This is a genomic window from Hymenobacter negativus (genome assembly GCF_017571495.1).
Classification (GTDB): domain Bacteria; phylum Bacteroidota; class Bacteroidia; order Cytophagales; family Hymenobacteraceae; genus Hymenobacter; species Hymenobacter negativus.
Window position 1 is genome coordinate 641,454 of record NZ_JAGETZ010000002.1, and the last position, 22,994, is coordinate 664,447.

20 protein-coding genes are annotated in these 22,994 nt (G+C 61.3%); 7 read left to right on the top strand and 13 right to left on the bottom strand.

Features of this window, described 5'->3' with window-relative positions:
• Nucleotides 1-77: 77 nt before the first annotated feature.
• Complete coding sequence (locus J4E00_RS06850) at nucleotides 78-803, bottom strand: response regulator transcription factor (RefSeq protein ID WP_208174369.1); 726 nt, start codon at nucleotides 801-803, stop codon at nucleotides 78-80.
• Nucleotides 775-2,151: a sensor histidine kinase gene (locus tag J4E00_RS06855; protein WP_208174370.1), complete on the bottom strand. Its 1,377-nt coding sequence runs from the start codon at nucleotides 2,149-2,151 to the stop codon at nucleotides 775-777. Before J4E00_RS06855 ends, J4E00_RS06850 begins: the two co-directional genes overlap by 29 nt.
• Nucleotides 2,152-2,353: 202 nt before the next feature.
• On the opposite strand from J4E00_RS06855, the gene J4E00_RS06860 reads away from it, so the two are divergent.
• The gene (locus J4E00_RS06860) at nucleotides 2,354-2,791 is read left to right on the top strand and encodes a DUF1573 domain-containing protein (protein WP_208174371.1); all 438 of its coding nucleotides are present in this window, start codon (nucleotides 2,354-2,356) and stop codon (nucleotides 2,789-2,791) included.
• 65 nt (nucleotides 2,792-2,856) lie between these two features.
• Here the strand turns inward: J4E00_RS06860 and kbl are convergent, their stop codons facing one another.
• The gene (kbl, locus tag J4E00_RS06865) at nucleotides 2,857-4,053 is read right to left on the bottom strand and encodes a glycine C-acetyltransferase (protein WP_208174372.1); all 1,197 of its coding nucleotides are present in this window, start codon (nucleotides 4,051-4,053) and stop codon (nucleotides 2,857-2,859) included.
• 226 nt (nucleotides 4,054-4,279) lie between these two features.
• On the opposite strand from kbl, the gene J4E00_RS06870 reads away from it, so the two are divergent.
• The gene (locus tag J4E00_RS06870; RefSeq protein ID WP_208174373.1) at nucleotides 4,280-4,642 is read left to right on the top strand and encodes a hypothetical protein; all 363 of its coding nucleotides are present in this window, start codon (nucleotides 4,280-4,282) and stop codon (nucleotides 4,640-4,642) included.
• Between the two features lie 76 nt (nucleotides 4,643-4,718).
• Here J4E00_RS06870 and J4E00_RS06875 read toward each other — a convergent pair whose 3' ends face one another.
• The 3 genes from J4E00_RS06875 to J4E00_RS06885 form a co-directional block, all read right to left on the bottom strand.
• Entirely contained in the window at nucleotides 4,719-5,369 is a 651-nt protein-coding gene (locus J4E00_RS06875; protein ID WP_208174374.1) for a hypothetical protein, read from the bottom strand.
• A gap of 61 nt (nucleotides 5,370-5,430) precedes the next feature.
• Nucleotides 5,431-6,519: a patatin-like phospholipase family protein gene (locus J4E00_RS06880; protein ID WP_208174375.1), complete on the bottom strand. Its 1,089-nt coding sequence runs from the start codon at nucleotides 6,517-6,519 to the stop codon at nucleotides 5,431-5,433.
• 39 nt (nucleotides 6,520-6,558) lie between these two features.
• Nucleotides 6,559-6,993, bottom strand: coding sequence for a BLUF domain-containing protein (locus tag J4E00_RS06885; RefSeq protein ID WP_208174376.1), 435 nt, complete (start codon nucleotides 6,991-6,993; stop codon nucleotides 6,559-6,561).
• 129 nt (nucleotides 6,994-7,122) lie between these two features.
• Between J4E00_RS06885 and J4E00_RS06890 the strand changes: the two genes are divergently transcribed.
• Nucleotides 7,123-8,115 (top strand): NAD-dependent epimerase/dehydratase family protein, encoded by a 993-nt coding sequence (locus J4E00_RS06890; RefSeq protein WP_208174377.1) that lies wholly within the window; start codon nucleotides 7,123-7,125, stop codon nucleotides 8,113-8,115.
• A 115-nt stretch (nucleotides 8,116-8,230) separates the two neighbouring features.
• Here J4E00_RS06890 and J4E00_RS06895 read toward each other — a convergent pair whose 3' ends face one another.
• Nucleotides 8,231-11,599: an FG-GAP-like repeat-containing protein gene (locus tag J4E00_RS06895; protein WP_208174378.1), complete on the bottom strand. Its 3,369-nt coding sequence runs from the start codon at nucleotides 11,597-11,599 to the stop codon at nucleotides 8,231-8,233.
• A gap of 462 nt (nucleotides 11,600-12,061) precedes the next feature.
• Here J4E00_RS06895 and J4E00_RS06900 point away from each other — a divergent pair, with 462 nt between their 5' ends.
• Nucleotides 12,062-13,798: an alkaline phosphatase D family protein gene (locus J4E00_RS06900; RefSeq protein WP_208174379.1), complete on the top strand. Its 1,737-nt coding sequence runs from the start codon at nucleotides 12,062-12,064 to the stop codon at nucleotides 13,796-13,798.
• Nucleotides 13,799-13,896: 98 nt separating this feature from the next.
• Here J4E00_RS06900 and J4E00_RS06905 read toward each other — a convergent pair whose 3' ends face one another.
• The 4 genes from J4E00_RS06905 to J4E00_RS06920 all read right to left on the bottom strand — a co-directional run bounded on the left by J4E00_RS06905 (nucleotide 13,897) and on the right by J4E00_RS06920 (nucleotide 18,319).
• Complete coding sequence (locus tag J4E00_RS06905; protein ID WP_208174380.1) at nucleotides 13,897-15,123, bottom strand: MFS transporter; 1,227 nt, start codon at nucleotides 15,121-15,123, stop codon at nucleotides 13,897-13,899.
• Nucleotides 15,124-15,266: 143 nt separating this feature from the next.
• Complete coding sequence (locus J4E00_RS06910) at nucleotides 15,267-16,079, bottom strand: TerC family protein (RefSeq protein WP_208174381.1); 813 nt, start codon at nucleotides 16,077-16,079, stop codon at nucleotides 15,267-15,269.
• Nucleotides 16,080-16,100: 21 nt separating this feature from the next.
• On the bottom strand, nucleotides 16,101-16,820 hold the full coding sequence (locus J4E00_RS06915) for a DUF2490 domain-containing protein (RefSeq protein ID WP_208174382.1): 720 nt from the start codon (nucleotides 16,818-16,820) through the stop codon (nucleotides 16,101-16,103).
• Between the two features lie 203 nt (nucleotides 16,821-17,023).
• Complete coding sequence (locus J4E00_RS06920) at nucleotides 17,024-18,319, bottom strand: CitMHS family transporter (RefSeq protein ID WP_208174383.1); 1,296 nt, start codon at nucleotides 18,317-18,319, stop codon at nucleotides 17,024-17,026.
• A gap of 270 nt (nucleotides 18,320-18,589) precedes the next feature.
• Here J4E00_RS06920 and J4E00_RS06925 point away from each other — a divergent pair, with 270 nt between their 5' ends.
• On the top strand, nucleotides 18,590-19,276 hold the full coding sequence (locus J4E00_RS06925) for a response regulator transcription factor (RefSeq protein ID WP_208174384.1): 687 nt from the start codon (nucleotides 18,590-18,592) through the stop codon (nucleotides 19,274-19,276).
• Nucleotides 19,277-19,447: 171 nt separating this feature from the next.
• Complete coding sequence (locus tag J4E00_RS06930) at nucleotides 19,448-20,731, top strand: sensor histidine kinase (RefSeq protein WP_208174385.1); 1,284 nt, start codon at nucleotides 19,448-19,450, stop codon at nucleotides 20,729-20,731.
• 68 nt (nucleotides 20,732-20,799) lie between these two features.
• On the opposite strand, the gene J4E00_RS06935 is transcribed toward J4E00_RS06930, so the two are convergent.
• The gene (locus tag J4E00_RS06935; protein ID WP_208174386.1) at nucleotides 20,800-21,687 is read right to left on the bottom strand and encodes an alpha/beta fold hydrolase; all 888 of its coding nucleotides are present in this window, start codon (nucleotides 21,685-21,687) and stop codon (nucleotides 20,800-20,802) included.
• A 32-nt stretch (nucleotides 21,688-21,719) separates the two neighbouring features.
• Nucleotides 21,720-22,025 (bottom strand): T9SS type A sorting domain-containing protein, encoded by a 306-nt coding sequence (locus J4E00_RS06940; RefSeq protein WP_208174387.1) that lies wholly within the window; start codon nucleotides 22,023-22,025, stop codon nucleotides 21,720-21,722.
• 472 nt (nucleotides 22,026-22,497) lie between these two features.
• Here J4E00_RS06940 and J4E00_RS06945 point away from each other — a divergent pair, with 472 nt between their 5' ends.
• On the top strand, nucleotides 22,498-22,968 hold the full coding sequence (locus tag J4E00_RS06945; RefSeq protein ID WP_208174388.1) for a hypothetical protein: 471 nt from the start codon (nucleotides 22,498-22,500) through the stop codon (nucleotides 22,966-22,968).
• Nucleotides 22,969-22,994: the final 26 nt, after the last annotated feature.

The window sequence follows — 22,994 nt, forward strand, 5'->3', positions numbered from 1 at the left end:
TGGGGCAGCCGAGGGTGCAGGACAGCCGTCGGACACAGCCCAAGCTATTATTGCTTACCCAAATTGCCTGCTGGGCGCTACTGCCCGCTGCCTACTTCCAGCACGAAGCCCACGCGGTTCACGTTGCGCAGCTGCACCCGGGCATCGTGGCGCAGGTGCTTGCGCAGGCGGGAGATGAACACGTCGAGGCTGCGGCCGAGGAAATAGTCGTCGTCGCCCCAGAGCTGGTGCAGAATTTCCTCGCGCCGGAGCAGCTGGCCAGGCCGCTGCACAAACAGATTTAGCAGCTGGCCTTCCTTCTGGGTGAGGCGGACGCGGCCGGCAGCGTGCATCAGCACCAGGTTGGCAAGGTCGAAGGTGTAGCTGCCGAGGACGGAGTCAGGCGCAGTGTCCGGGCCCGCGGCAGCGGTGCGTTTCAGGAATACTTCCATGCGCAGCACCAGTTCTTCCAAGCTGAAGGGCTTGGTGATGTAGTCGTCGGCCCCGGTGCGCAGGCCGGTGATGCGGTCTTCGCCTAGAGCCCGGGCGCTCAGAAACAGGATGGGTACCCGCGGGCTCAACGCCCGGATGCGGCGGGCCAGGGCCAACCCATCCAAGCCGGGCAGCATTACATCAAGCAAGCACAAATCGAAGGGCTGCCGCTCGAAGGTAGCCAGGGCCTCGGCCCCGTCGGCGCAGTGGGTGAGGTGGTAACCGCGCCGCTCCAGGTTGTCGCGGGTCACGAATCCCAGGTTGGGGTCGTCCTCAGCGTAGAGGATGCGGGCGGGGCCGGCCTCAGGCGTGGGCAATGGCAGCGACGGCATAAGCGGGCACAGGCGGAAAGGTGATGGTGAAGGTGCAGCCCAGGCCGGGACGGCTGCGCAGGGCCAGGCGCCAGCCGTGGGCCGTGGCCACGTTGCGCACGTAATACAGTCCCAGCCCAAAGCCCTGGGCAGGCCGCAGGTCATTGGCGGCGGGCACCCGAAAAAACTTGTCGAATACCCGTCCCTGGTGCGCCGGTGCGATGCCAATGCCCTCATCCGTCACCGTGAGGCACAGGCGAGGGCCATTGGCGGCTAGGGCCACACGCACCACCGGTGGCCCGATGGTGTATTTCACGGCATTGTCGAGCAAGTTGAACAGCACATTGGCCAGGTGGACGGGGTCGGCCCAGACCAGCTTAGCTGTCTTTGGTTCGTTGTCCGTTGTCAGGGAGGTGTGAGCGGCTTTTTCAGAACGCCCCGACAATGGACAACCAACCACGGACAGCTCAATAACGCCCGCCGGGTGCTTGCCGGTCACGTCAAACTGCCGAATAACGTCAGGCAGCAGGGCGGCCAAATCCACCGCCTCGCGGTGCAGGCGAAACTCGCTGCGCTCGCTCTTGGCCATTTGCAATACCTTGTCGACCTGCTGGCTGAGGCGGCGGTTTTCTTCTCGGATGATGCTGGCGTAGTTGAGCAGGCGTTGGGGCTGGCTGGCGATATCAGGCGCGGTGAGCACTTCGGCCGAGATGGCAATAGTGGTGATTGGCGTCTTGAACTCGTGCGACATCGCGTTGATAAAATCGCGCTGCACTTCCGCCAGCCGCTTCTGCCGCAAAATCACAAACAGCGCGTAGCCGAAGAACACCAGCACCACCAGCAGCAGCCCCGAAGTCAGGGCCCACCCATTGAGCTGACTCATAAAGTAGGGCGCGCGGTGCGGCAGGTACAGCCCAAAATAGTAAGTGTACCGGCTGTAGCGGGGCAGGCGCGTGGCGGGCACGGGCACGGTTGGGGTAGGCACGGCGGCAGCGCTCACGTAGCGGCCGTACACCATGTGGTCGGTGCCGCAGTCGTAGATGGCGTACTCGTAGTCGAGGTGCAGGTTGAGGCGGCCAAACTCCTGGCGCAGATAGTAGTCGAGCAGGTTGGCGTCGATTTCGCTGTTCACGTTCACCACGTAGTAGTTCGACGCCACCTGGCTGACGGGGCTTTGGGCGGGCAGCGGCACCCGGCGAAAAGCCGCCAGCCGCGTAGCCACTTCCCGTAGCGCAATGGCCAAGCGCTGGTCGAACTGCCGCTCCTCGTGGGCCAGGGCCCGGCGCACCCAGTACCCCTGCACGGCCAGAATGCCGATAATCGACACCACCCCGAGCAGCACTACCAGGCGAATGGGCAAGGATTTCATGTTCCGAAAGTACGTCGGCCGGGCAGCCTTCCACGCGGCCTTCGGGGCATTAACATCTCATTAACAACTGTTGGGTTTTCCTTAACAAATTCCCTCAGTCCGACCGGTGACCTTTGTTCCGTTGCCGCCCCGCTCAGTCTGGCCAGACGAACCCTTCGGTTTGCGCACGCACCTCATTCTTCACGTCTTACTCATCATGCCCATGAAACCCGTTACCATTCTTGCCGCGCTGCTATTGGCCGGCACTGCCACTTCGGCCCAACAGCTCATTGCACTAAACACGCCAGCAATCACCAGCCCAGCCCGCTCCGCCGCGCCCACCGCCATTGCCTGGGAAAAAACGGCCCACCAGTTCGGCGACATCAAACAGGGCGTGCCCGTCACGGCCACCTTCAAATTCACCAACAAAAGCAAAACTCCCGTGCTACTAGCCGATGTGCACGGCTCTTGCGGCTGCACCGTGCCCCAGTGGTCGAAGGAGCCCGTGCTGCCCGGCAAATCATCCATCATCACGGCCACCTTCAATGCGGCCAATGCCGGCCCTTTCACTAAAACCGTCACCGTCGCTACCAACGTCGACGACATCAGCGGCCCGCAGGTGCTCACTCTGCAAGGTACCGTGCTGGCAAAGGCGGAGTAAAAGCAAAAAACAGGACATCATGCTACACTCGGCGAAGCATGATGTCCTGTTTTTCAAATCATTGCCTATTTCAATACGCCCAGTTCCGTACCCACTTTGGTGAACGCGGCAATGGCTTTGTCCAAGTGTGCGCGGGTGTGCGCCGCGCTCAGCTGCACCCGGATGCGGGCCTTGCCCTGCGGCACTACGGGGTAGTAGAAACCCACCACATAAATGCCCTCGTCAAGCATTTTGGCGGCAAATTCCTGGGCCAGCTTGGCATCATACAGCATAACGGGCACGATGGGGTGCTCGCCGGGCGTGATGTCGAAGCCAGCGGACGTCATCTTTTCGCGGAAGTATTTGGTGTTCTCTTCGAGCTGGTCGCGCAGCTGGGTGCTTTCGGTGAGCAGTTCCAACACGCGGAGTGAGGCCCCTACAATGGCGGGTGCAAGCGTGTTCGAGAACAGATAGGGCCGGCTGCGCTGGCGTAGCATGTCGATGATTTCCTTGCGGCCCGAGGTGAAGCCGCCCATGGCCCCGCCCAGCGCCTTGCCCAGCGTGCCGGTAATGATGTCGACGCGGCCCAGCACGTTGCGGTACTCGTGGGTGCCGCGGCCAGTTTTGCCCAGGAATCCCATCGAGTGGCACTCATCAATCATCACCAGGGCCTGATACTTGTCGGCGAGGTCGCAGATTTTATCGAGCTGCGCGATGGTGCCGTCCATTGAGAACGAGCCGTCCGTGACGATAATGCGGTGGCGCGTGCCCTTGGCCACGGCATCTTGCAGCTGCTTTTCCAGGTCGGCCATGTCGTTGTGCACGTAGCGGTAGCGCTGGGCCTTGCACAGCCGCACCCCGTCGATGATGCTGGCGTGGTTCAAGGCATCGGAGATAATGGCGTCCTGCTCGTTGAACAGCGGCTCGAACACCCCGCCATTCGCATCGAAAGCCGCGGCGTAGAGAATGGTGTCTTCGGTGCCCAGAAACTCGGCTAGCTTGGCTTCCAGCTCCTTATGAATGTCCTGCGTGCCGCAGATGAAGCGCACCGACGACATGCCGTAGCCGTGCGTATCAATGGTGTCCTTGGCCGCTTTGATAACTTCAGGGTGCGAGCTGAGGCCCAGGTAGTTGTTGGCGCAAAAGTTTAGGACTTCGCCGGCTTCGTTGGTTTCAATCTCGGCGCCCTGGGGCGAGGTGATGATGCGCTCCTTTTTGAAAAGGCCGGCGTCTTTGATTTCCTGGAGCTGCTGCGTGAGGTCGGGCTGGAGGGTGGCGTACATACGGTGGGAGTTGGGAGGTAATAAACAAAATTACGTACCAGAAGCCGGCCGCTGCTGGCTAAAAGTCATTGGAGGTTAGGTAGCGCAAGGCTCGCTGATTCGTCTATGCGAAGCAAGGCAGCACAACGGACAGCAGGCCCAAGTTTCATTGCCGGAAATGAAACCTTGGAGCGGCTGCCTCGTTAAGCTAATATAATTAGTTTGACTTTCCAATAAATTTAGTGTTATGAAAATCACAGTTGACCAGGGCCAGGACAAAGGTTTCCTCCCCGACGGCCGCCACACAGTCGAAATTACCTCCATTGAAGAAGGTGTGAGCGAGCACCAGAACGTGCCGTTTTTTGCCGCGCGCATGGAAAACGAAGACGGATTCGTCTCGCAGCGCTTCTACAACTCTGAGGCCGGCCATCCCATCATTCTCCAGCTGTATTCCGCGGTGGGCATCAAGCCGGAAGCGGGCAAGAACCTCGATACCAAGCAGCTGGTAGGCAAACGCCTGTCGGTGGAAGTGGGCGACCACTCCTACGCCGACCCGGCCACCGGCAACGAGCGTAGCGTGCGCCAGGCCACGGGTTTCCGTGCGGCCTAGCAAGGGTTTAGCAGTGGTTTGAAGCAAAAAGGTGCGGCAACTTATAGTTGTTGCACCTTTTTGCTTCAAACCACTGCTACCTGGAAAAAGGGCTGAAAAACTTTCTGAACTCAGAATCCGCAGGCAGCCAGGCAAAACGGCGCTTGACAACTTCGGTTTTGACGGCAGGCAATATCGTAAGCCAGTCAACATCGTCGCACAACAGCGAGGTCACAACCAGCGTCCGGTCGTTGCCCAGGTGAATAACGGTATAACTGTAATCAGCACTGGCCGCCCGGCCAGCTGCCGGAATGTAGCGTGAGAGTGATTCTATTTCCGACACTGCAAAACGGAAGTTGATTTCCCGATTGGTGTAGGCTATTTCTTTTTTCGTCCGGTCGAAGCGAAGGCAGGCTTGGCCATCCCATTGCCAATAAGCCCACCACAGGCAAATGCCTGGAAAGCAACGCCAAGCCACAAGAAGCATGAGCACGTCAACGATAAAAATGGCTGGCTGTGCCCCATTTTTAATGGTGATAATGATGGCACCCGCAATCATTGCCAAACCAAATGAGGTCTGCAATAGAGTCCACCACAAGCTCATGTCTCGCCACGGCTTGTATGCGAACAGGATGACTGGCCGAACAAGCTTCTGATTGCGGAGGTACGTACCGATGCTCAGCAGCAGTGGTAGCGCCACAGCCAGCAGCACCAGAGCCATAATGCCTGCTCCTGTTGCTGAGCTCATGAGCGGAAGAAAGCGGTTTTCATGAGAGGCTTATCGTTGCCTTCTCCGCATTATTACAAAATTATTTTCCCGCCTGTCGTTCCATAAACGCCTGCACACCCTTCCGTCCGCTGTCCATCAGCTGCTTCTTCTGGGCGTCGGAAATGCGTTTGATTTTCGGACTGAAGTTTAGGAAGTCGATGTTGATGGTGCGGCGTTGGTCGCCGGCCTGCACAGGGTTGAGGTTTTCGAGAGCCACGGTATAGAGGGCGGCCAGGTAGGAGTTGAAGTCCTGAATGTCGTAGGGCGCGAGTTGTTGACGGCCGGTAGGCGCCGTATCCAGCGGAATCTGCTCGGCGCGGTCGAGGCGCAGGCCCAGTGTTTCGGGGTTGAAGATGCGGCCGCGCGCATCCGGCGGACCGGTAAAACCAGTGGGCAAGTAGCGCGGGTAGTCGAACAAATCGACGGGGTAATTGGCTAGCAGGCCGCCATCGACCAGTACCTGCACTGGCTGGCCGGGCGCAGGGTTGCCGGTCACCACCTTGCCTTCGGCATCGAGCAGCACGGCCCGGAAATACAGCGGAATGCTCATGCTGATGCGTACGGCATCGGCCACGCGCATGGTGGGGTTGGTTTCGTAGCTGAACACCTGCACGCGCTGCTGGGTGAGGTTGGTGCCAGTGGTGTATAGGTCGCGGTAGTGGCCGGGCTGCTTTTGGGCCAGCTCATGCAGCTGGGCCAGCGTGAGGTTAGGCTGCTGGGTTTTGCAGGCCACCAGTTCGCTGAGGTAGGTGCTGAATTCGTCGCCCCGGTACCAGCCATACTGCGTGATGAGCCGGTGCGTGCCCCCAAAAAAGATGAACCGGCCGTCGTTCAGCCGCTGCACTGGTGTGGCATTCACCACGTCGATAATTTCCTTGGCCGAGTAGCCCACCGCCAGCAACGCCGCCTGAATGGCCCCAGCCGAAGTGCCGCCCACCCGCTGCAAGCCGCTGAGAATGCCCCGCTGCTCCAGTTCCAGCAACGCCCCGCCGTAGGCAATGCCCCGGATGCCGCCACCTTCCATCACGAGGTTGCGGTAGCGCGGCCCAGCGGCTGGCTGGGCGTGCAACGCGAGGCTGCTCAGCCAGCCGCTTAAACCAAGAAACAGGAGAACCAACCGAACATTCATCGGCTCAAAGATACCGCGAGGGCCGAGCCGGGTAGCGGGCTATTGCTCCAGGGCGTGGCCTTGGGCGAAGGTGCGCAGCAACTGGTGCACCTCCTGGCAGGGCGCCGGGGTAACGCCAACGGGGGCAGTGGGCAGGCAGCGGGCCGCTTTCTCAATAAAAGCGGCCTCCACGGGCGCATATACCAAAGGGCAGCGCGCAAACGCCCGCTTTTCGATGGGTCCGTAGGCCAGCGTCCGCACGTCGTAGTGACGGGGGTCGTCGTTGATGCGGGCGTATAAGTCGCTGAGCGCGGGCTCTGGCCCTTCCAGCAACTGCAGGAAATGTCCTTTGGCAAACAGCAACAGCCCGGTTATCTGGGTCTGCTGATTGTAGAGGCGGGCTTTGCGCAGCAGCGAAGTGAGCGTTACCTCGTGCACCGCACGCGAGGCTTGACTACGGTAAATTACCGAGTAAAGGGGAGTGGTTTCAGGCATGGGTCGGAGCGCCCTGGGTGAGGCGCACTGGCAATGTGGTAGGGCTAGTACGTAGCTCACACCGTGCGGGCTACAGCCGAGCCGATATCTTTGTGCAGATTTCCCTCACCACCCCAACCCGACTCCCGCATGGCCACCACTCCCGGCGACACCGATACCTCTGTTTTACCCGGCGCTGTGCTGGTTATTGGCGCCTGTGGCCAGCTCGGCCTGGAGTTAGTAGCTGCGCTGCGCCAGCGCTACGAGCCCCATCTGGTGGTAGCCGCCGACGTGCGCCCGCCCAAAAATCCGGATTTGTTGGCCGGTGGCCCCTTCGAGCTGCTTGACGTACTCGACCGCACCCGGCTCGACAAGCTCATCCGGCAGTACCGGCCCAAGCAGATTTATCACCTCGCCGCGCTGCTCTCCGCCACAGCCGAGAAAAACCCGCTCTTCGGCTGGCAGCTGAACATGGACGGCCTGCTCATTGTGCTCGAAGCGGCCGTGGCCCATGGCGTGGCCCAGGTGTACTGGCCCAGCTCCATTGCCGTGTTCGGCCCCGATACCCCGCGCGACAACACGCCGCAGGTCACCATCATGAATCCCAACACGGTGTACGGCATCAGCAAGCTGGCCGGCGAGCAGTGGTGCGAGTGGTATCACCGCAAGCACGGCCTGGACGTGCGCAGCCTGCGCTACCCGGGCCTCATCGGCTACAAGAGCCTACCTGGCGGCGGCACTACGGATTACGCCGTGGACATCTACCACCGCGCCGTGGCCGGTGAGAACTACGAGTGCTTTCTTGAAGAAGACACGTACCTGCCGATGATGTACATGCCCGATGCGCTGAAAGCGACGTTGGATTTGATGCACGCGCCCGCCGAGCAAATCAAGGTGCGCACCAGCTACAACCTGGGCGCCATGAGCTTTTCGCCAGCCGAAATTACGGCCAGCATTCAAAAGCACGAACCTAATTTCAAAGTCACCTACAAGCCCGACGGCCGTCAGCAAATCGCCAATTCCTGGCCCGCCAGCATCGACGACTCCAAAGCCCGGCAGGACTGGGGCTGGCAGCCCGATTTCGACCTCGACAAGATGACTGCCGACATGCTGGTGCATTTGAAGGAGATGCAGCTAGTGTAAGACCTCGCTCACAGTATATTACTCATCAAAAAGCCCCTGTTGAATGTCAACAGGGGCTTTTTGCTTATTGAGCGGCTGGAATAAGGTGAACCTGCGCCCTGCCGGCTGCATTGGCTTATTGGATAACTACTCGCTTCGTAATAGTAGACGGGCCGGCGGTGAGGCGCAGCACGTAGAGGCCGGGTGCGAGCATGGCGGTGGGCACATTCAGCCTAGCGCCGGCGGCGGGCAGCGGCGTGCTGAGGCGGCATACCACTTGGCCCAGCCCGTTGAGCAGGTCGGCTTGCACGATGGAGGCTCCGGCCACGGCTGGCACCAGCGCCGTGAAGCGCTCGTGGGCTGGGTTGGGGAACACGCTCACTTCGGCAGCACTGAGGGTGGGGGTGGTGGCCAGCACGCCCAACGGCCCGAACCGAAGCGTGAACCGGCCCGTGATGAGTGCCTGGGCCTCTGTGGCGCTCACCGAGAATGAGTAGACGCTGCCCGGGTTGAGGGCGGTGCTGCTGCCGGTGCGGGCATCAACCAGATAGGGGGTGAGGCCGGTGGGTAGATTAGCCAGCTCAGCGGCGGTGAGGGTGTAGGTACCCGCGGCCGGCACACCCACGGTGAGGGCGATGCTGGTGGCAGGCGTAAAGGCCGGGCGCCCGTCGATGGCCAAGCCTTCGCCGCTGGCGGCGAGGCCGGCCAGGTTCAGGCCGGTGGAGTTGGGCAGCTTGGCGGCGTCAAACTCGCCATCGAAGGCAGGGGTGGCTCCGGCTTCGGCGTAGGCATAAAAGGCGTCGGTGAGGCCGGTGACGGCGCTGTGTAGGTCCAGCTGAACGCGGGCGCGGGCATCGGCGGCGGTGCGGTAGAGTGGCACCTGCGTGGTGTAACTGGTCACGCGCTGGCTGTTGCGGAATTGCAGCGTGGCGCTGGTCTGGGTGCTGCTCACCCGCACAAAGAAGGCTTGGCTGCTGCCCACAAGGGCGTTGGCAGCGGGCAGGTTGTTTACGTAGGGGCGGTAGCTGCCGGCGTAGGGGCCGGTGCTTTCAAACACATACATGGCCGCATCGAAGCCGGCACGGTCGGCCGCGGCCACCAGTGAGAAATCGAGCGGACTGGCGTAGGGGTTGCCTATCAGGGCCCACCCGGCGTCGGCCGCATTCGCGCTGCCAGCTGCGTTGCGGCTCACGCCCACCGAGCGGTTGCCATTGAGAAGGGTGCCGGAGAAATTTACCGTCAGCCCACCGGCCATGTTGACCGTGTAGCCCAGACCGGACGTGAGCGGGTAGCTCAACGCGACGGGCGAGCCCCAGCCCTTATCAAAAGCTGCCAAGTTGTTGCTTGCCGTTACCAGCTGGCTTTGGTCGTAGTAGTACACCGTGGGAAAGGGCGTGACCAAGCCCGGCGTGGGCGAGCTGTTATACGCACCATTTACCACGGGCGTGAAACCCGTCGTGGCCAGGCTGGCCACCGTGGCCCCGTTCACGGGCGGCGCAAGATGCCGGTAGCCCAGGCCGGGGTTCTTGCTGGGCGAGATGTAGCGCTGCACAACCGTGGAGCCTACCACTATGCCCGTACCGCTGTTCACCACCAGGGCGGTGCCCGCGGCGCTGCTCAACAGGGTTAGGGCTGTGTTCGATACCAGATTGCCACTGCCGGCCACCGTTACGGTTTGCGTCACGCTAGTGTTGGCTGTCATTGTCAGGTCGTTGGGGTTCGTCGTGGTTAGGGCGCGCACCAGGTAAGGCAGGGCGTTGCCGGTTACCTGGGCAGTGGTGCCGTTGTAGACATAGGTGGCATCAGTCGAGAAGCTGCGGAAGCCGGTGTTCTGAATAGCGCCCGCGCCCGGCGTCGCGCTCAGTCCCTGCGCGTGGCAGATGCCCAATGTTGCGCCGGCGGCCAGGGTAAAATTCCCTGCTCCACTCAGCACAAAGCAGCCGTCGTTTAGCGTCGCGCCGGTATTTACCACGGTGCTCGTGTTCACGGTCACGTTGCCGGCCAGAGTAGCCACGCCGGGGTTGTTCACAGTGATGCTGTTGTAAATACCTGCCGCCACGGTGGTCGTGGTGTTAACAACCAAATCGGGATACGTAACGGTGAAGTTGGGGCCGGTAGCCGTGCTGGTTGCAGTCTGCACGCTGACCGGGCCGGTAGTGGCGCCGGCCGGTACGCTCACCGTAATGCTCGTGGCTGAGTTTACCACAAAGCCCGGCGCCGTCACGCCGTTGAACTTCACCGTGGTAATGCTGCCCAAGTTGGTGCCAGTGAGTGTGACGCTGGTGCCCACGGGCCCCGCAATGGGGTTAAGGGCGGTGAGGGTAGGGGCTACCGTGGTGTTCAGCAATACCGACAGGCTATTACCAAAGTAGTTGGCTACCAGCAGGTCGGGCCGGCCATCGCCATTCACATCAGCTGCCCTGATGGCGTAGGGATAGCCACCGGCGCTCCCGGTGCTAAAAGCAGTGGCCGCGCCAAAAGTGCCCATACCCGTGCCCAGCAATACCCCAGCCGTGGTGTTGCCAGAGTTGGCCGTCAGAATATCCAGCTTATTGTCACCGTTCACGTCGGCCACCGCGATATCTTGTGGACTACCGCCCCCGCTGCCATACGTGGTGGCCGTGCCGAAGCTGCCCGTGCCCGTACCGAGCAGCACGGCGGCCGTGGCATTGGCGTAGTTAGCTGTCAGAATATCTAGCTTATTGTCGCCGTTCACATCGCCCAGCGCCAGTCGGCCTGGGCCAAGGCCAGCGCCCACAGTAAAAGAAGCGGCTGTGCCAAAAGTGCCCGTGCCGGTGCCCAGCAACACGGCCACCGAGCTGCCGGTGTAGGTGCCTACCACCACGTCGCGCTTGCCATCGCCATTTAGGTCGGCTACGGCCAGGCCCAGCAGGCTGCTAAGACCGGTGCCAAACGTGGCAGCCGTACCAAAAGTGCCAGCGCCCGTGCCTAGCAGCACGGCCAATGTGCCACTGGTTTGATTGGATGCCAGAATATCCAACTTGTTGTCGCCGTTCACATCAGTCACCACCAAGTCAGTAGGGTAAACTCCCCCGCTGCCAAAGGTGGTTGCTGTGCCAAAGGTACCCATGCCCGTGCCCAGCAGCACGCCTATCGTACCACTGCTTTGGTTGGCCACAATGAAGTCCAGCTTGTTGTCGCCGTTCACGTCGGCTGCGGTCACCCCTACCGGAAGGTTGCCCCCGCTACTGAAGGTGGTGGCCGCTCCAAAGGTGCCCGTACCCGTGCCCAGCAGCACGGCCACCGTACCTTCATTAAAGTTAGATGTGAGCAGGTCGGCCTTGCCGTCCGCGTTCACATCGGCCACGGCCAAGCCCACTACGCCAGTGCCGCCTGTGGTGTAATTGACCGACGTGGCGAAAGTAGCCGGGGTTTGGGCTAGCACAGGCCCGGCCAGCAGGCCCACCAGTGGCAGTGCCAGCAGCCCGCGCCGAATAGGTTGCCGTCCCTTGGCACCCAGAAGAAAAGTAAACGTGAATCGCATAAAGAGAAGGTAAGGAGTGGAACGTATCCCCGCCAATCGGCTGGAAAACAAGCATAAGTAAACAAAGGTAGAGCAGCTGGCTAGATGATGATGACAAACTGCATTATGCTGATTTTGTAGAGGCATGTCTACCGCAAAGAGCAATCGAAACTGTTAAAGAAATGCCTAGAACGTCGTGCTCACCCAGCGTCCACTTGTCGAAGCATCTCCACCCGGAAACCCACGGCAAAAGGCCCAGCGAATGGTTTGCCAGGTCCCATTATCTGCCCGTTCAACGCTGAAACGCGAAGGGCCGAATCGCTGTGCCATCGGTATAAAGCTGCTGTTGAAGCCCCGGCATTTGCGCCTGTGGCAATTGCGGGATGGGAAGGGGATTACGACCCATAGCCAATTCATAACGCCGCCGTAATTTGCTGCCAACAAGCTACTTTCAACTTTGCCGGGAACTAACCCTTCTTGGCAATGGCTGAAAACAATACCAAAATCACGCGTCGGCAATTCGTTCGCAATTCGGCGCTGCTCACCGGCGGCGTGGCCCTGCTGCCCGGCCTGCTCACCAGCTGCAAAGACGACAGCGACGACCCCACCATCAATTACACTGGCAACTTCGGCTTCCGGGAAGGCGTGGCCAGCTTCGACCCCTCGGCCAGCAACATCATCCTCTGGACGCGCTACACCAACGCCGATAATGAAACCGGCGACGCCAGCGTGCGCTGGGAAATAGCCACGTCCAACGCCTTCAATCCACTGGTGGCCAGCGGTACAATAGCCGCCGCTGCCAGCACCGACTACACCGCCGTGGTAGACGTGCCCGGCCTCGCGGCCAATACCAAGTACTACTACCGCTTCCGCAACGAGCGCACCAAGGCCGAATCGGTGGTGGGCGAAACCCGGACGCTGCCCACCGGCAGCCAGGCCAGCAGCGTGAAGCTGGCGGTGGTGTCGTGCGCCAATTTCCAGGCTGGTCTTTTCAACGTGTACGGGGCCGTGGCTGCATCTGACGCCGATGCCGTGGTGCATCTCGGCGACTACATCTACGAATACGGCGCGGGCGGCTACGGCACCACCGGCAGCACCGCCGCCCTCAATCGGGCGCACCTGCCAGCCACCGAAATCCTGAGCCTCAGCGACTACCGCACCCGCTACCGTCAGTACCGGTCCGATAAACAGCTGCAACGGGCCCACCAGCTCAAGCCCTTCATCTGCGTGTGGGACGACCACGAGTACGCCAACGACGCCTACACCACCGGCGCCGAAAACCACCAGCCCGCCACCGAAGGCAACTTCGAGGACCGCAAGCGCGCCGCCAACCAAGCATGGTTTGAATACCTGCCGGCCCGCACCACCGATAAAAGCAAAATCTACCGCCGCTTCGAGTTCGGCAACCTCGTCAACCTGCTCATGCTCGACACCCGCATTGTGGGCCGCGACAAGCAGCTGAGTTTGTCCGACTATTTCAGCAGCACCGGCGTGTTCAATGCGGCCGCTTTTGGCACGGCTTGGCAAAACCCCAGTCGCTCAATGCTGGGCGCCGACCAGCGCGCCTGGCTCGGCAGTGCCTTGGGTGGCAGCAGCGCCCGGTGGCAGGTGCTGGGCTCGCAGGTGCTGATGGGCAAAATGTACATTCCGGCCGAGTTGCTGCCCATTATTGCGCAGTTGGTTACCGCGCCATCCGCCACGCTGCTGGCGCAGTACAGCACGGTCGCCACCCAACTCAGCACCATCAAGGCCCGCGTGCTGGCCAACGACCCCACCGTGACGGCCGCCGAGCGCGCCCGCGTGAGCACCGTGCTGCCCTACAACCTCGACGCCTGGGACGGCTATCCAGCCGAGCGCGAAAACCTCTACGCCGCTGCCGGCAACAAGGCGCTCATTTCCCTGGCCGGCGACACGCACAACGCCTGGCACAGCGACCTCACCACCAGCACCGGCCGTCGCGCCGGGGCCGAATTTGCCTGTTCGTCGGTATCGTCGCCTGGCTTCGAGGCGCTGCTGGCCGGCAACAGCGCCGCCATTGCGGGCTTCGAGCAATCGAACCAGTTGCTAATCGACGACCTGCAGTACCTGGACGCCTCGAAGCGGGGTTACATCCTGGCCACCTTCACCGCCAGCAATGCCACCGCCGAATACCGCTACGTGGCGGGCCTAGAGACGGAAAACGCTGCTACGACCACAGGGAAAACGGTGCTGGAAGTATAGCCCTTGGGTTGAATATACATTAGCAAAAGCACTTGAAACTCCGGTCATGCTGAGCCCAGGCAAAGCATGACCGGGGTTTCTGATTATCTGTTCCCAAGCTACCTCACCGCCACCTGTTTCCTGCCCTCCGCCTGCCGGCCCTGTTGCCAGAAGGCTACCGCTACCGCTAAGCCCGCCGCGCCCTGTAGCGCCACCGTATGCGGCGCCCCAATGTGCCGGGCCAGCCAGCCCCCCAGCAGCGCGCCCAACGGCTGCACGCCCTGAAACGCCATCACGTAATAGCTCAGCACCCGGCCGCGCATGTGGTCGGCCACATTGGTTTGAATGGCTGTGTTGGTGCCCGCAATGAAGAGCATCATGCCCGCACCCCCCAGCGTGATGAACACCAGCGCCAGCCCTAGCTGCGGGCTGAGCGCAAACGCTACGATACTGGCGCAAAATACCAATGCGGCGTAGGTAATCAACTGCGGCCGACGATTTTCGGCCGGTTGAGAAGCCAGGTAGAACGCCCCCACCAGGGAGCCCAGCCCCGATAGGCTGTTGAGCCAGCCGTAGGTGCCGGCCGCGCCGTGAAATACGTCCTTGGCAAACACCGGCAACAACGTGCCAAACGGCATGGCGCAGAAACTGATGCCCGCCATGAGCAAAATCTGACGGCGCAGACCAGCGGCCTGACTGAGGTAGGCCCAACCCTCGCGCAAGCCCTCCCAGGCGCCGGGGCGGTGCGTGCGGGCCGGGCGCGGCGCAATGCGCATGAGCAGCAGCGACGTTACCACTGCCACAAAGCTCAGCGCATTCACCACGAAGCAGGGGCCTTCGCCGAAGCGGGCCAGCAGCAGCCCGGCTACGGCTGGGCCTACCAGCCGGGCCAGGTTCACCATGGTCGAGTTCAGGGCAATGGCGTTGGAGAGGTGCGTCCGGTCTTCGACCAGCTCTACGATGAGCGACTGCCGCGCCGGAATATCAAAAGCATTGATGGTGCCCAGCAGCAGGCTCAGGCCCGCTACGGCCCAGGTAGCGTAGTGCCCGCTCAGCACCAGCCACGCCAGCACACTGGCCTGCACCAGCGAGGCTACCTGAGTGATGAGCAGCACTTGGTAGCGGCTGTAGCGGTCGGCCACGGTGCCGCCATACGGCGCGAGAAGCAGCGTCGGAATCTGACCGCAAAAGGAAACGAGACCCAGTAAAAAAGCCGAATGTGTGGCGTTGTACACCAGCCAGCCCACGGCCAGCCGCTGCATCCAGGTGCCAATGAGGGAGATGGATTGCCCGGCGTAATACAGCCGGAAATTGCGGTGCTGAAGCGAGCGGAAGGCAGTGAGCAAAATGCTGGAAGGTAATGCAACAACGGAGCGTGCATTACGGCAACCCGCGCTCTTTAGTCCAATGCCCTGAATATTTCGGCGATTGCCAGCCCGGTGTAGAAACGCACCCCATTGCGCTCTTACATCGTTGAGAGGCCAGTGCCCTAGGCTTGCTGCCGCACGCTCTCGTCCGCTTGCCGGGCTTCGGCGGCGCGGTTGCCGGCCGGGCGTTGCGGCCAGTTGAAGAGCAGCGAAGTAGCCCACGGGATGAGGAAGCAGGCCACCGTAAGAATGGTGAGAGTTACGTCAGCTGCCTCGCTTTCTAGCGCCTCGCTGACGGGGTGGCCGGGTAGAAAGTGCGACACCAGCGACAGCAGCAGCTTCAGCCCCAGAATGGCGATGACCACGAAGGCGGCGGTTTCCAGAAATGGATACTTGCCCATCAGCAGCACGAAAGCCTGCGCCACCAGCCGCATGGCCAGAATGCCGATGAACACGCCCGCGCAAATCAGAATCAGGTTATCCGTAAAAGCCACCACGGCAAACACGTTGTCGATGGAAAAGGCCAGGTCCATCAGTTCAATGAGGGCCACGGTGGCCCAGAATTTACCAAACAAGCCCAGCGTGTTGCGGTAGAACCAGCTCTTCTCCTTCTCGATTTTCTCCTCGTCGTGCGCCGGGCCGGCCTTGAAATGGTCGTACACCAAATACAGCAGGTAGAGCCCGCCCAGTGGCTTCAAAAACCAGAACTGGATAAGGAAGGAGGCAAACAGGATGCACAAGCCCCGGAAAATATAGGCCCCGAAAATGCCGTAGCGCAGCGCTTTTTTGCGCTCTTCCTTGGGCAGGTCGCCCACCATGGTGGCCAGCACGGCGGCATTGTCCACCGAAAGCAGGCTTTCGATGATGACTAAGTTGCCCACAATGGCCAGGGCGGCCAACGGGTTGTCAAGAATTTGCTGAAGCGGAGCGTACATGCGGCTAAATAAAGCGGAAAATTACTGCGGCAGGAAGCGCGGCCGGCGTTCGGGCTTGTCGGCCGACCAGCCAAAGTCGTGGCGCAGGATGAAGGCTACGTAGTTGGTGCGGTCGGCGCCGCCGTTGAACTGCGTCATCCACAACAGCTCGCCGCCCAGGTGCTTGTTGAGAATGTAGCCCGCACCGGCCCACACGCGGTTGCTGTCGAAGGGATTTTCCTGGTCGCTGATGCGGATTTCGTCTTTTATGGTGGCGTACCACTTGGGGTTTTCCAGCGCCTTGGAGCCTAGTGGCAACCGCAATGAGGCTAGGTAGCGGAAGCGTAGGCGGAAGTCCGTGGCCGTCCACCGCTCCTCGATGCGGTAGCGGTGCAGCAGGCGGGCCCGGCCGAGCTTATTGTTCACAATGACTTGCTGGTAGAGGCGGTTTTCGCGGTTGTCGGCTTTTTCGGTTTGCTCGGCATTGGTATAGGGCTGGAGTTGGAGGTACATGTAGCCGGCCGCCACCGACATGGGCAGGCTTTTGAGGTTGTATTGCAGGTTGGCCAGGCCCAGCAGCAGGCGCTTGTCGGTGAGGCCGTTGTAGGCGCGGTACTGCGCCCCCAGGTTGATGTCGAACCGCTGGTTGAGCGAATACGTGCCGGTGTATTGCAGCCAGCCGTTGTATTTGCCCCGGCTTTGGGCGTGGCTGGGGCTGGCTAGCAGTAAGAGGCAAGCGAAAAGCAGGAGAATATTTTTCAATTGGACGTGGGAATTAGGCCGCCACAAGGCGGGTGGTAGGTAAAATATTAGGAGTGATGGCGCGGGGCCGTGCCCGATGCCTGCTATTGGCAGGCCTCTGGCCTGCAATCGTTGAAATGGAACTGGACGGCGCGGCCACCTTCGGGCCAGAGGCCCGCCAATAGCAGGCATCGGGCACGGCCCCGCGCCATCGAGTCGCTTATCTACACCGGCACCACGCCCAGCAGCAGGCACACCACCAGCATCACTAGCACGGTGCCACAGGCCCATTTCAGGGTGAAGCGCTGGTGGTCGCCAAAATCGACGCCGGCCAGGCCGGCCAGCAGGTAGGTACTGGGCACCAGTGGGCTCAGCAGGTGCACCGACTGGCCCAGCAGCGAGGCCCGGCCCATGGCCTCCACGCTCACCCCAAACTGGGTGGCAGCCTTGGTCACGAGCGGCAGGATGCCGAAGTAGTAGGCATCGTTGCTCATGAAAAAGGTGAACGGCGCGCTGGTAATGCCCGTGAGGATGGGCAGGTGCGGCCCCAACGAGTTGGGAATGAGCGTGACGATGGTCTGCGACATGGCATCCACCATCTTGGTGCCAGCCAGGATGCCGGTGAAAATGCCCGCCGCGAACACCATGCCGGCCACAATCACGGCATTGCCGGCGTGGGCGTTCAGGCGGCCGCGCTGCTCGCCCAGCTTGGGGTAGTTGATGAGCATACCCATCGCAAAGGCCACCATAAACAGCACCGGTAGCGGCACCACATCCATAAACAAGCCCACCAGCAACGCCAGCGTGAGCAGCGCATTTAGCCACAGTAGCTTGGGGCGGCGCAGGGCCAGGTCCTCGTGGTTGGCCTCGGCCACCAGCGCGTCGGCATCTTCGGTAATGGTGATGATGCCTAGGCGGGCACGCTCCCGCTTGCCGAAGACGTAGGCCACAAAAATGACCCAGCCCGCCGCCACTATCATGGCCGGAATAAGGGGCGTGAACACCTGCGAGCTATCGAGGTGCAGGGCCGACAATACCCGTGCCGTGGGGCCGCCCCAGGGCAGAATGTTCATCACGGCGCTGGCCAGAAAAGCGGTGGCCGTGAGGATGAGCGGATTCATTTTGAGGCGGCGGTAGAGCGGCAGCATGGCCGCCACCACGATGATGTAGGTGGTGGTACCGTCGCCGTCGAGCGACACCGACAAAGCCAGAATAGCGGTGCCGATGACGACTTTGAGCGGGTCGCCGCCCACCACTTTCAGAATCTTGGCCACGATGGGGTCGAATAGCCCCGCGTCGGTCATGATGCCGAAATACATGATGGCGAAGATGAGCATGATGCCCGTGGGCGCGATTTTCTTCACCCCATCCAGCATCATGTCCCCAATTTCGGCCCGAAAACCGCCGATGAGGGCAAACACGATGGGAATCAAAATCAGCGCCGTCATGGCAAACATGCGCTTCGACATGATGAGGTACATGAACGTACTAATCATCAGGAATCCGAGGAGAGAGAGCATTGGGTGGGATTTGGGGAAGGAGGGAGGCCGAGGCCAGCCGGCCGCGGGGTATTGATGCAGCGAAGTAGCCCACCGATTTAGAATACATTTGGAAGAAATTGGCTTTTGCCAAAAAATCGTTTGCGGCGGGACCAGACGCCGGAACCTCACCCCCAGTCCCTCTCCCGCGGAGAGGGGAGCCTGACGAATCAGGCGACCGCGCCGCCGTGGCGCCCCTCCCTGCGGGAGAGGGGCCGGGGGTGAGGTTAAACATCAGAACAACTCCCACCCATGAAGCTGCTCATTGTAGAAGACGAACCGGAACTGCTCGACACCGTGGTTCGCTACCTGCAAGCCCAACAATACCACTGCGAAACGGCCAGCACCTACGAGCAGGCCCAGGAAAAAATGCTGCTCTACGACTACGACTGCATCATCCTGGACCTCACGCTGCCCGGCGGCGACGGCCTCGACCTGCTGCGCGAGCTACAGCGCCAGCAGAAGCCTACCGGCGTCATCATTACCTCGGCCCGCGCCGCCGTCGACGACCGCATCACCGGCCTGGAGCTGGGCGCCGATGACTACCTGCCTAAGCCCTTCTACCTACCCGAGCTCAGTGCCCGCGTGGCTGCACTGGTGCGCCGCCGCCACTTCCAGGGCACCAACCTGCTGCGCGTGGGCCAGCTAGCCGTGGATGTGCCCGCCCGCCGCGCCGCCGTGGCCGACCGCCCGCTCAACCTCACCCGCACCGAGTTCGACCTGCTGCTCCTGCTGCTGGCCAACCAGAAGCGCGTCATCACCAAAGGCGCCATTGCCGAGCACCTCTCCGGCGATGCTGCTGAGCAATTCGATACCTTCGAGAACGTGTATGCCCACGTCAAAAACCTCAAGCGCAAGCTGACGGAAGCCGGCGCGCCCAACCACATCCGCATGGTCTACGGCCTTGGCTATCGGTTCGACCCGGAGCCGGCAGCATAGGCATATGATGGCGCGGGGCTCCGCCCCGTGCCGACTAGTAGCAGGCCTCTGGCCTGCATCCGTTAGAACATTGCGCCCACTGGCCGTTCAACGATTGCAGGCCGGAGGCCTGCTATTAGCCGACACGGAACAGAGCCCCGCGCCATCCCCTTCAAAACGTAGAATGACCCCATGAAGCTGCTGGCCCGCACCACCGTTATTTTCCTGCTCTATGCTGTGGTGGTGGCCGCGGCGGGTACGTGGGTGTACTACACCGTCATTCGCAAGCTCTACTACGTGTACGTAGACCGCACCCTCACGCGGCGCAAAATGCGCGTGAAGCGAAGCGCGCGTCTGGAACTGCGCACGCCCGCCGACCTGGCGTTCTGGCACCGCATCGACCACAATGTGGAGTTTGTGCCCCTGACGGCGGGCGGGCAGTATCCCGTCCGGCCCGACGAGTTCCGCGACCGGATGATGCTGAACACCATTACCGGCGAGCCCCAGCAGTACCGGCAGATAGCCGAAGTAGTCCAGTTTCAGGGCCAGCCCTACCGGCTGGAAGTACGAACGTCGGTGCTCGATGACGGGGATTTGCTGGTGGGCATTACGGTGGCCGGGGCCATTCTGCTGGGGGTGCTATTGGGCGGCATTCTGATTATTCAGCACGTGCTCACGCGGCGCTACTGGCGGCCCTTCTACCATACCCTGGCCGTGTTGCAGCAGTACCAGCTCGACCAGCACCACGCGCCCGTGCTGGCCCCGACGGATATTCCCGAATTCAAAGCCCTGAACGCGGCCCTGACGCGGGTGCTCTCCAAGCACCAGCGCCTCTACCACCGCCAGCGCGAGTTTGCTGAAAACGCCGCCCACGAGCTGCAAACGCCCCTGGCCATCCTGCGCACCAAGCTCGACTCCTTAGTGCAGGCTCCCGGGCTGACCGAGGAGCAGGCCGGGCACATCGAGCCGCTGCTGGCCGTCACGCAACGCCTTACGCACCTGTGCCGCAGCCTGCTGCTGCTCGTGCACCTCGACCAGCAGCTGTTCTTCCCCACCGAAACCGTGGACCTGGCCGCCTCCCTACGCACCCAATTGGAGCAGCTGCGCGAGCAGATGGACGCCGCCGATCTCACCCTCGAAACCGACCTGGCCCCGCAGGTGCTGGTGGCTGTGAACCGCTCACTGCTGGACATTCTGGTGAGCAACCTCGTGGTGAATGCCATCCGACACAATCGGCCGGGCGGCGTGGTGCGTGTGGTGCTCACGCCCCAGCTGCTCAAGGTGGAGAACACCGGCCGCCCCCAGGCCCTGCCCGCTGACCAACTATTCGCCCGCTTCCGGACCAATCCCAGCCGGCCGCCGGGCAGCGTGGGCCTGGGCCTGCCCATCGCCCGCCAGATTTGCGAAACCAGCGGGTTCTTACTCAGCTACCACTATGAGGAACCCGGCTGGCACCAGATGCGTGTGCGGATGTAGCGCGAACTTTCAGTTCGCGTACCTGCACGACACCCCAGCTGAGCGGAGACGCGAATAGAAAGTTCGCGCTACAGCATTTCTGCCATCTCCTCCATAATAGCCGGCCAGTTTTCCAGGTACAGCATGTGCCCCTGGCCCGGCAGCAGCCGCACCGGTGCGCCGCCCAGCCGCCGGGCCAGGTAAGGGATGTTGCCCGGACCCCACACGCCATCGGCCTCGCCGTGCCAAAGCTGCATGGGGGCGCGCACGTCTTCGATGCGGAAGCCCGGCGGACGGCACCAAGCCTGCGCATCGTCGAATACGCTGCGGCCGTGGTGGGCGAAACCCTGCACCGCGGCATCGCGTAGCAGCGCCCGATGCTGAGCCGTAACGCGGGCTTCTTCCGAGCGCATGCCGCGGATAAACCAGTTGATGGTGCGGTCGGGGTGGCGCTGCCACTGCCGGCTGAGCCAGAGGAAGGTGGTCCGATTCAGCCAGGGAAAGCCCAACTGGCCCCACAGCAGCCCCTTCCACAGCCACGACAAATGCTTGTAGGCAGCGCGCTCGCCCAGCGGCAGGCAGGTGCTGAGCAGCTGCCCGGCCGCTACCCGCGCGGGGTGCCGCGCCGCCAGAGCCAGCGCGTGCACTCCGCCTACCGACCAGCCCATTACGCCCACCGGTCCGGCTATTTCCAAGGCGTCGAGCATGGCCACCATGTCGTCGGCAAACGAGGGAAAGGTGAGCGGCCGGTACACGCTGGACTGCCCCGTGCCGGGCCGGTCGGGCGCCAGTATCTGGAGCTGCAGGCGGGCTAGCAGGGCCGCGTCGTGGGGCAGGCCCCGGCCGGAGGTGCCGAAGCCGTGGTGGTACACCACCGCCCGGTGCTCAGGGTTGCCGTAGCGCGTGAAACCCAGCGTGCGGCCATCGGGCAGGCGAACGGTAAGGGGCGTGGGGCTTCCGGCAGTAGGGGAGGGCATTGCCGACAGTACGACCAGGGCTGCGGATAGGGTTACTCCACCACCAGCCGGCCCAAGGCCGCGCCGCAGCGCACGAGGTAGATGCCGGGGGCCAAGCCGTCGGTTTCAAGTGTGGCCGTGGTGGCGCGGGCGGGCAGCTCCAGTTGGCGCACTTGGCGGCCCAGCCCATCGAGCACCTGCACGGGGCGGGCGGCAGCGCTGGCCTCGGGCCAGGCGAGGCGTACACGGGCGGTGGCGGGGTTGGGGGCCAGGGTGAAGATTTCGGCTGGCGTGGCTAGTACAAAATCACCAAGGTGGCCTACGAAAGCCTCAGGAATGGCCGTGTTAGTAGCGGTCAAGGTATTGGCGCCGAAGGTGGCGTTGCGAGAAAACTCGCCGCTATTATCATATTGCCTCCTCCATCAAGGACCATTGTATTTGCATAATCATCCTCAACCCCCGGGCTTCGATGTCATACCTGATGCTTTTTTAGGAGGTCATGAGTAGTATGATTCTCCCCAACTGTTGAACTGAGCATTTAAAACCATTTCTTTAATACGGAGACTATCAAATGCGAAAATCAGTGACATGGGATACAAAATTCATTTTGCGAAGGCCACACTCAGGGTATTAGTTTGATTTTCTAATAGATTTGCTAATCACATTATACCTGTGATTTGTATTGAATACACAAATAATTATAATACCATAATCAACTTTTTTACTCGTTCGGAGTTGGTGATGCGTGGTATTAGAAGTGTTTAAATTATTACCTTAGCGTGGCAAACTGTTCTTTCAGGCTTTCTTCTTCTTCTTAAACAAACTTTTTTTATGAATAAAACCCCAACTGTACTGTTGACAGCAAGTCTGATAGCAATTGGACTAGCATTCTCCGGCTGCAAAAAGGATGATGAGGATATCGCAGTATATTCTTCAGTAGCTGGCAACTACGTCGGCACAGAAAAATGCCCAACCACTCCGGGTGACCCCTACACAATTACGATTTACAATCAAGCGGATATAAACAACGGTAAGGCTTTTATCACAAACCTCTATGGCATTGGTGAGACCTACGAGGCCACTGTGGACGGCAACCGCATTACAGTGCCTACCACGCCCTACGAGTATACTGTAATTTCAAGAGGTGACACTACTGTCTACCAAGGAAATATATCGGCCTCTGGAACTGTCGATGGTACCATCCTGACCATTAACTATACACTGGACGGCGACGACCCGGAGCAATGCAGCTTCGTAGGTGACCGCGAGTTCCGGGGGCCCACCCACCAAGGCCCCAACTAGCTTGTCAGGGCGTGGCAATGGCCCGG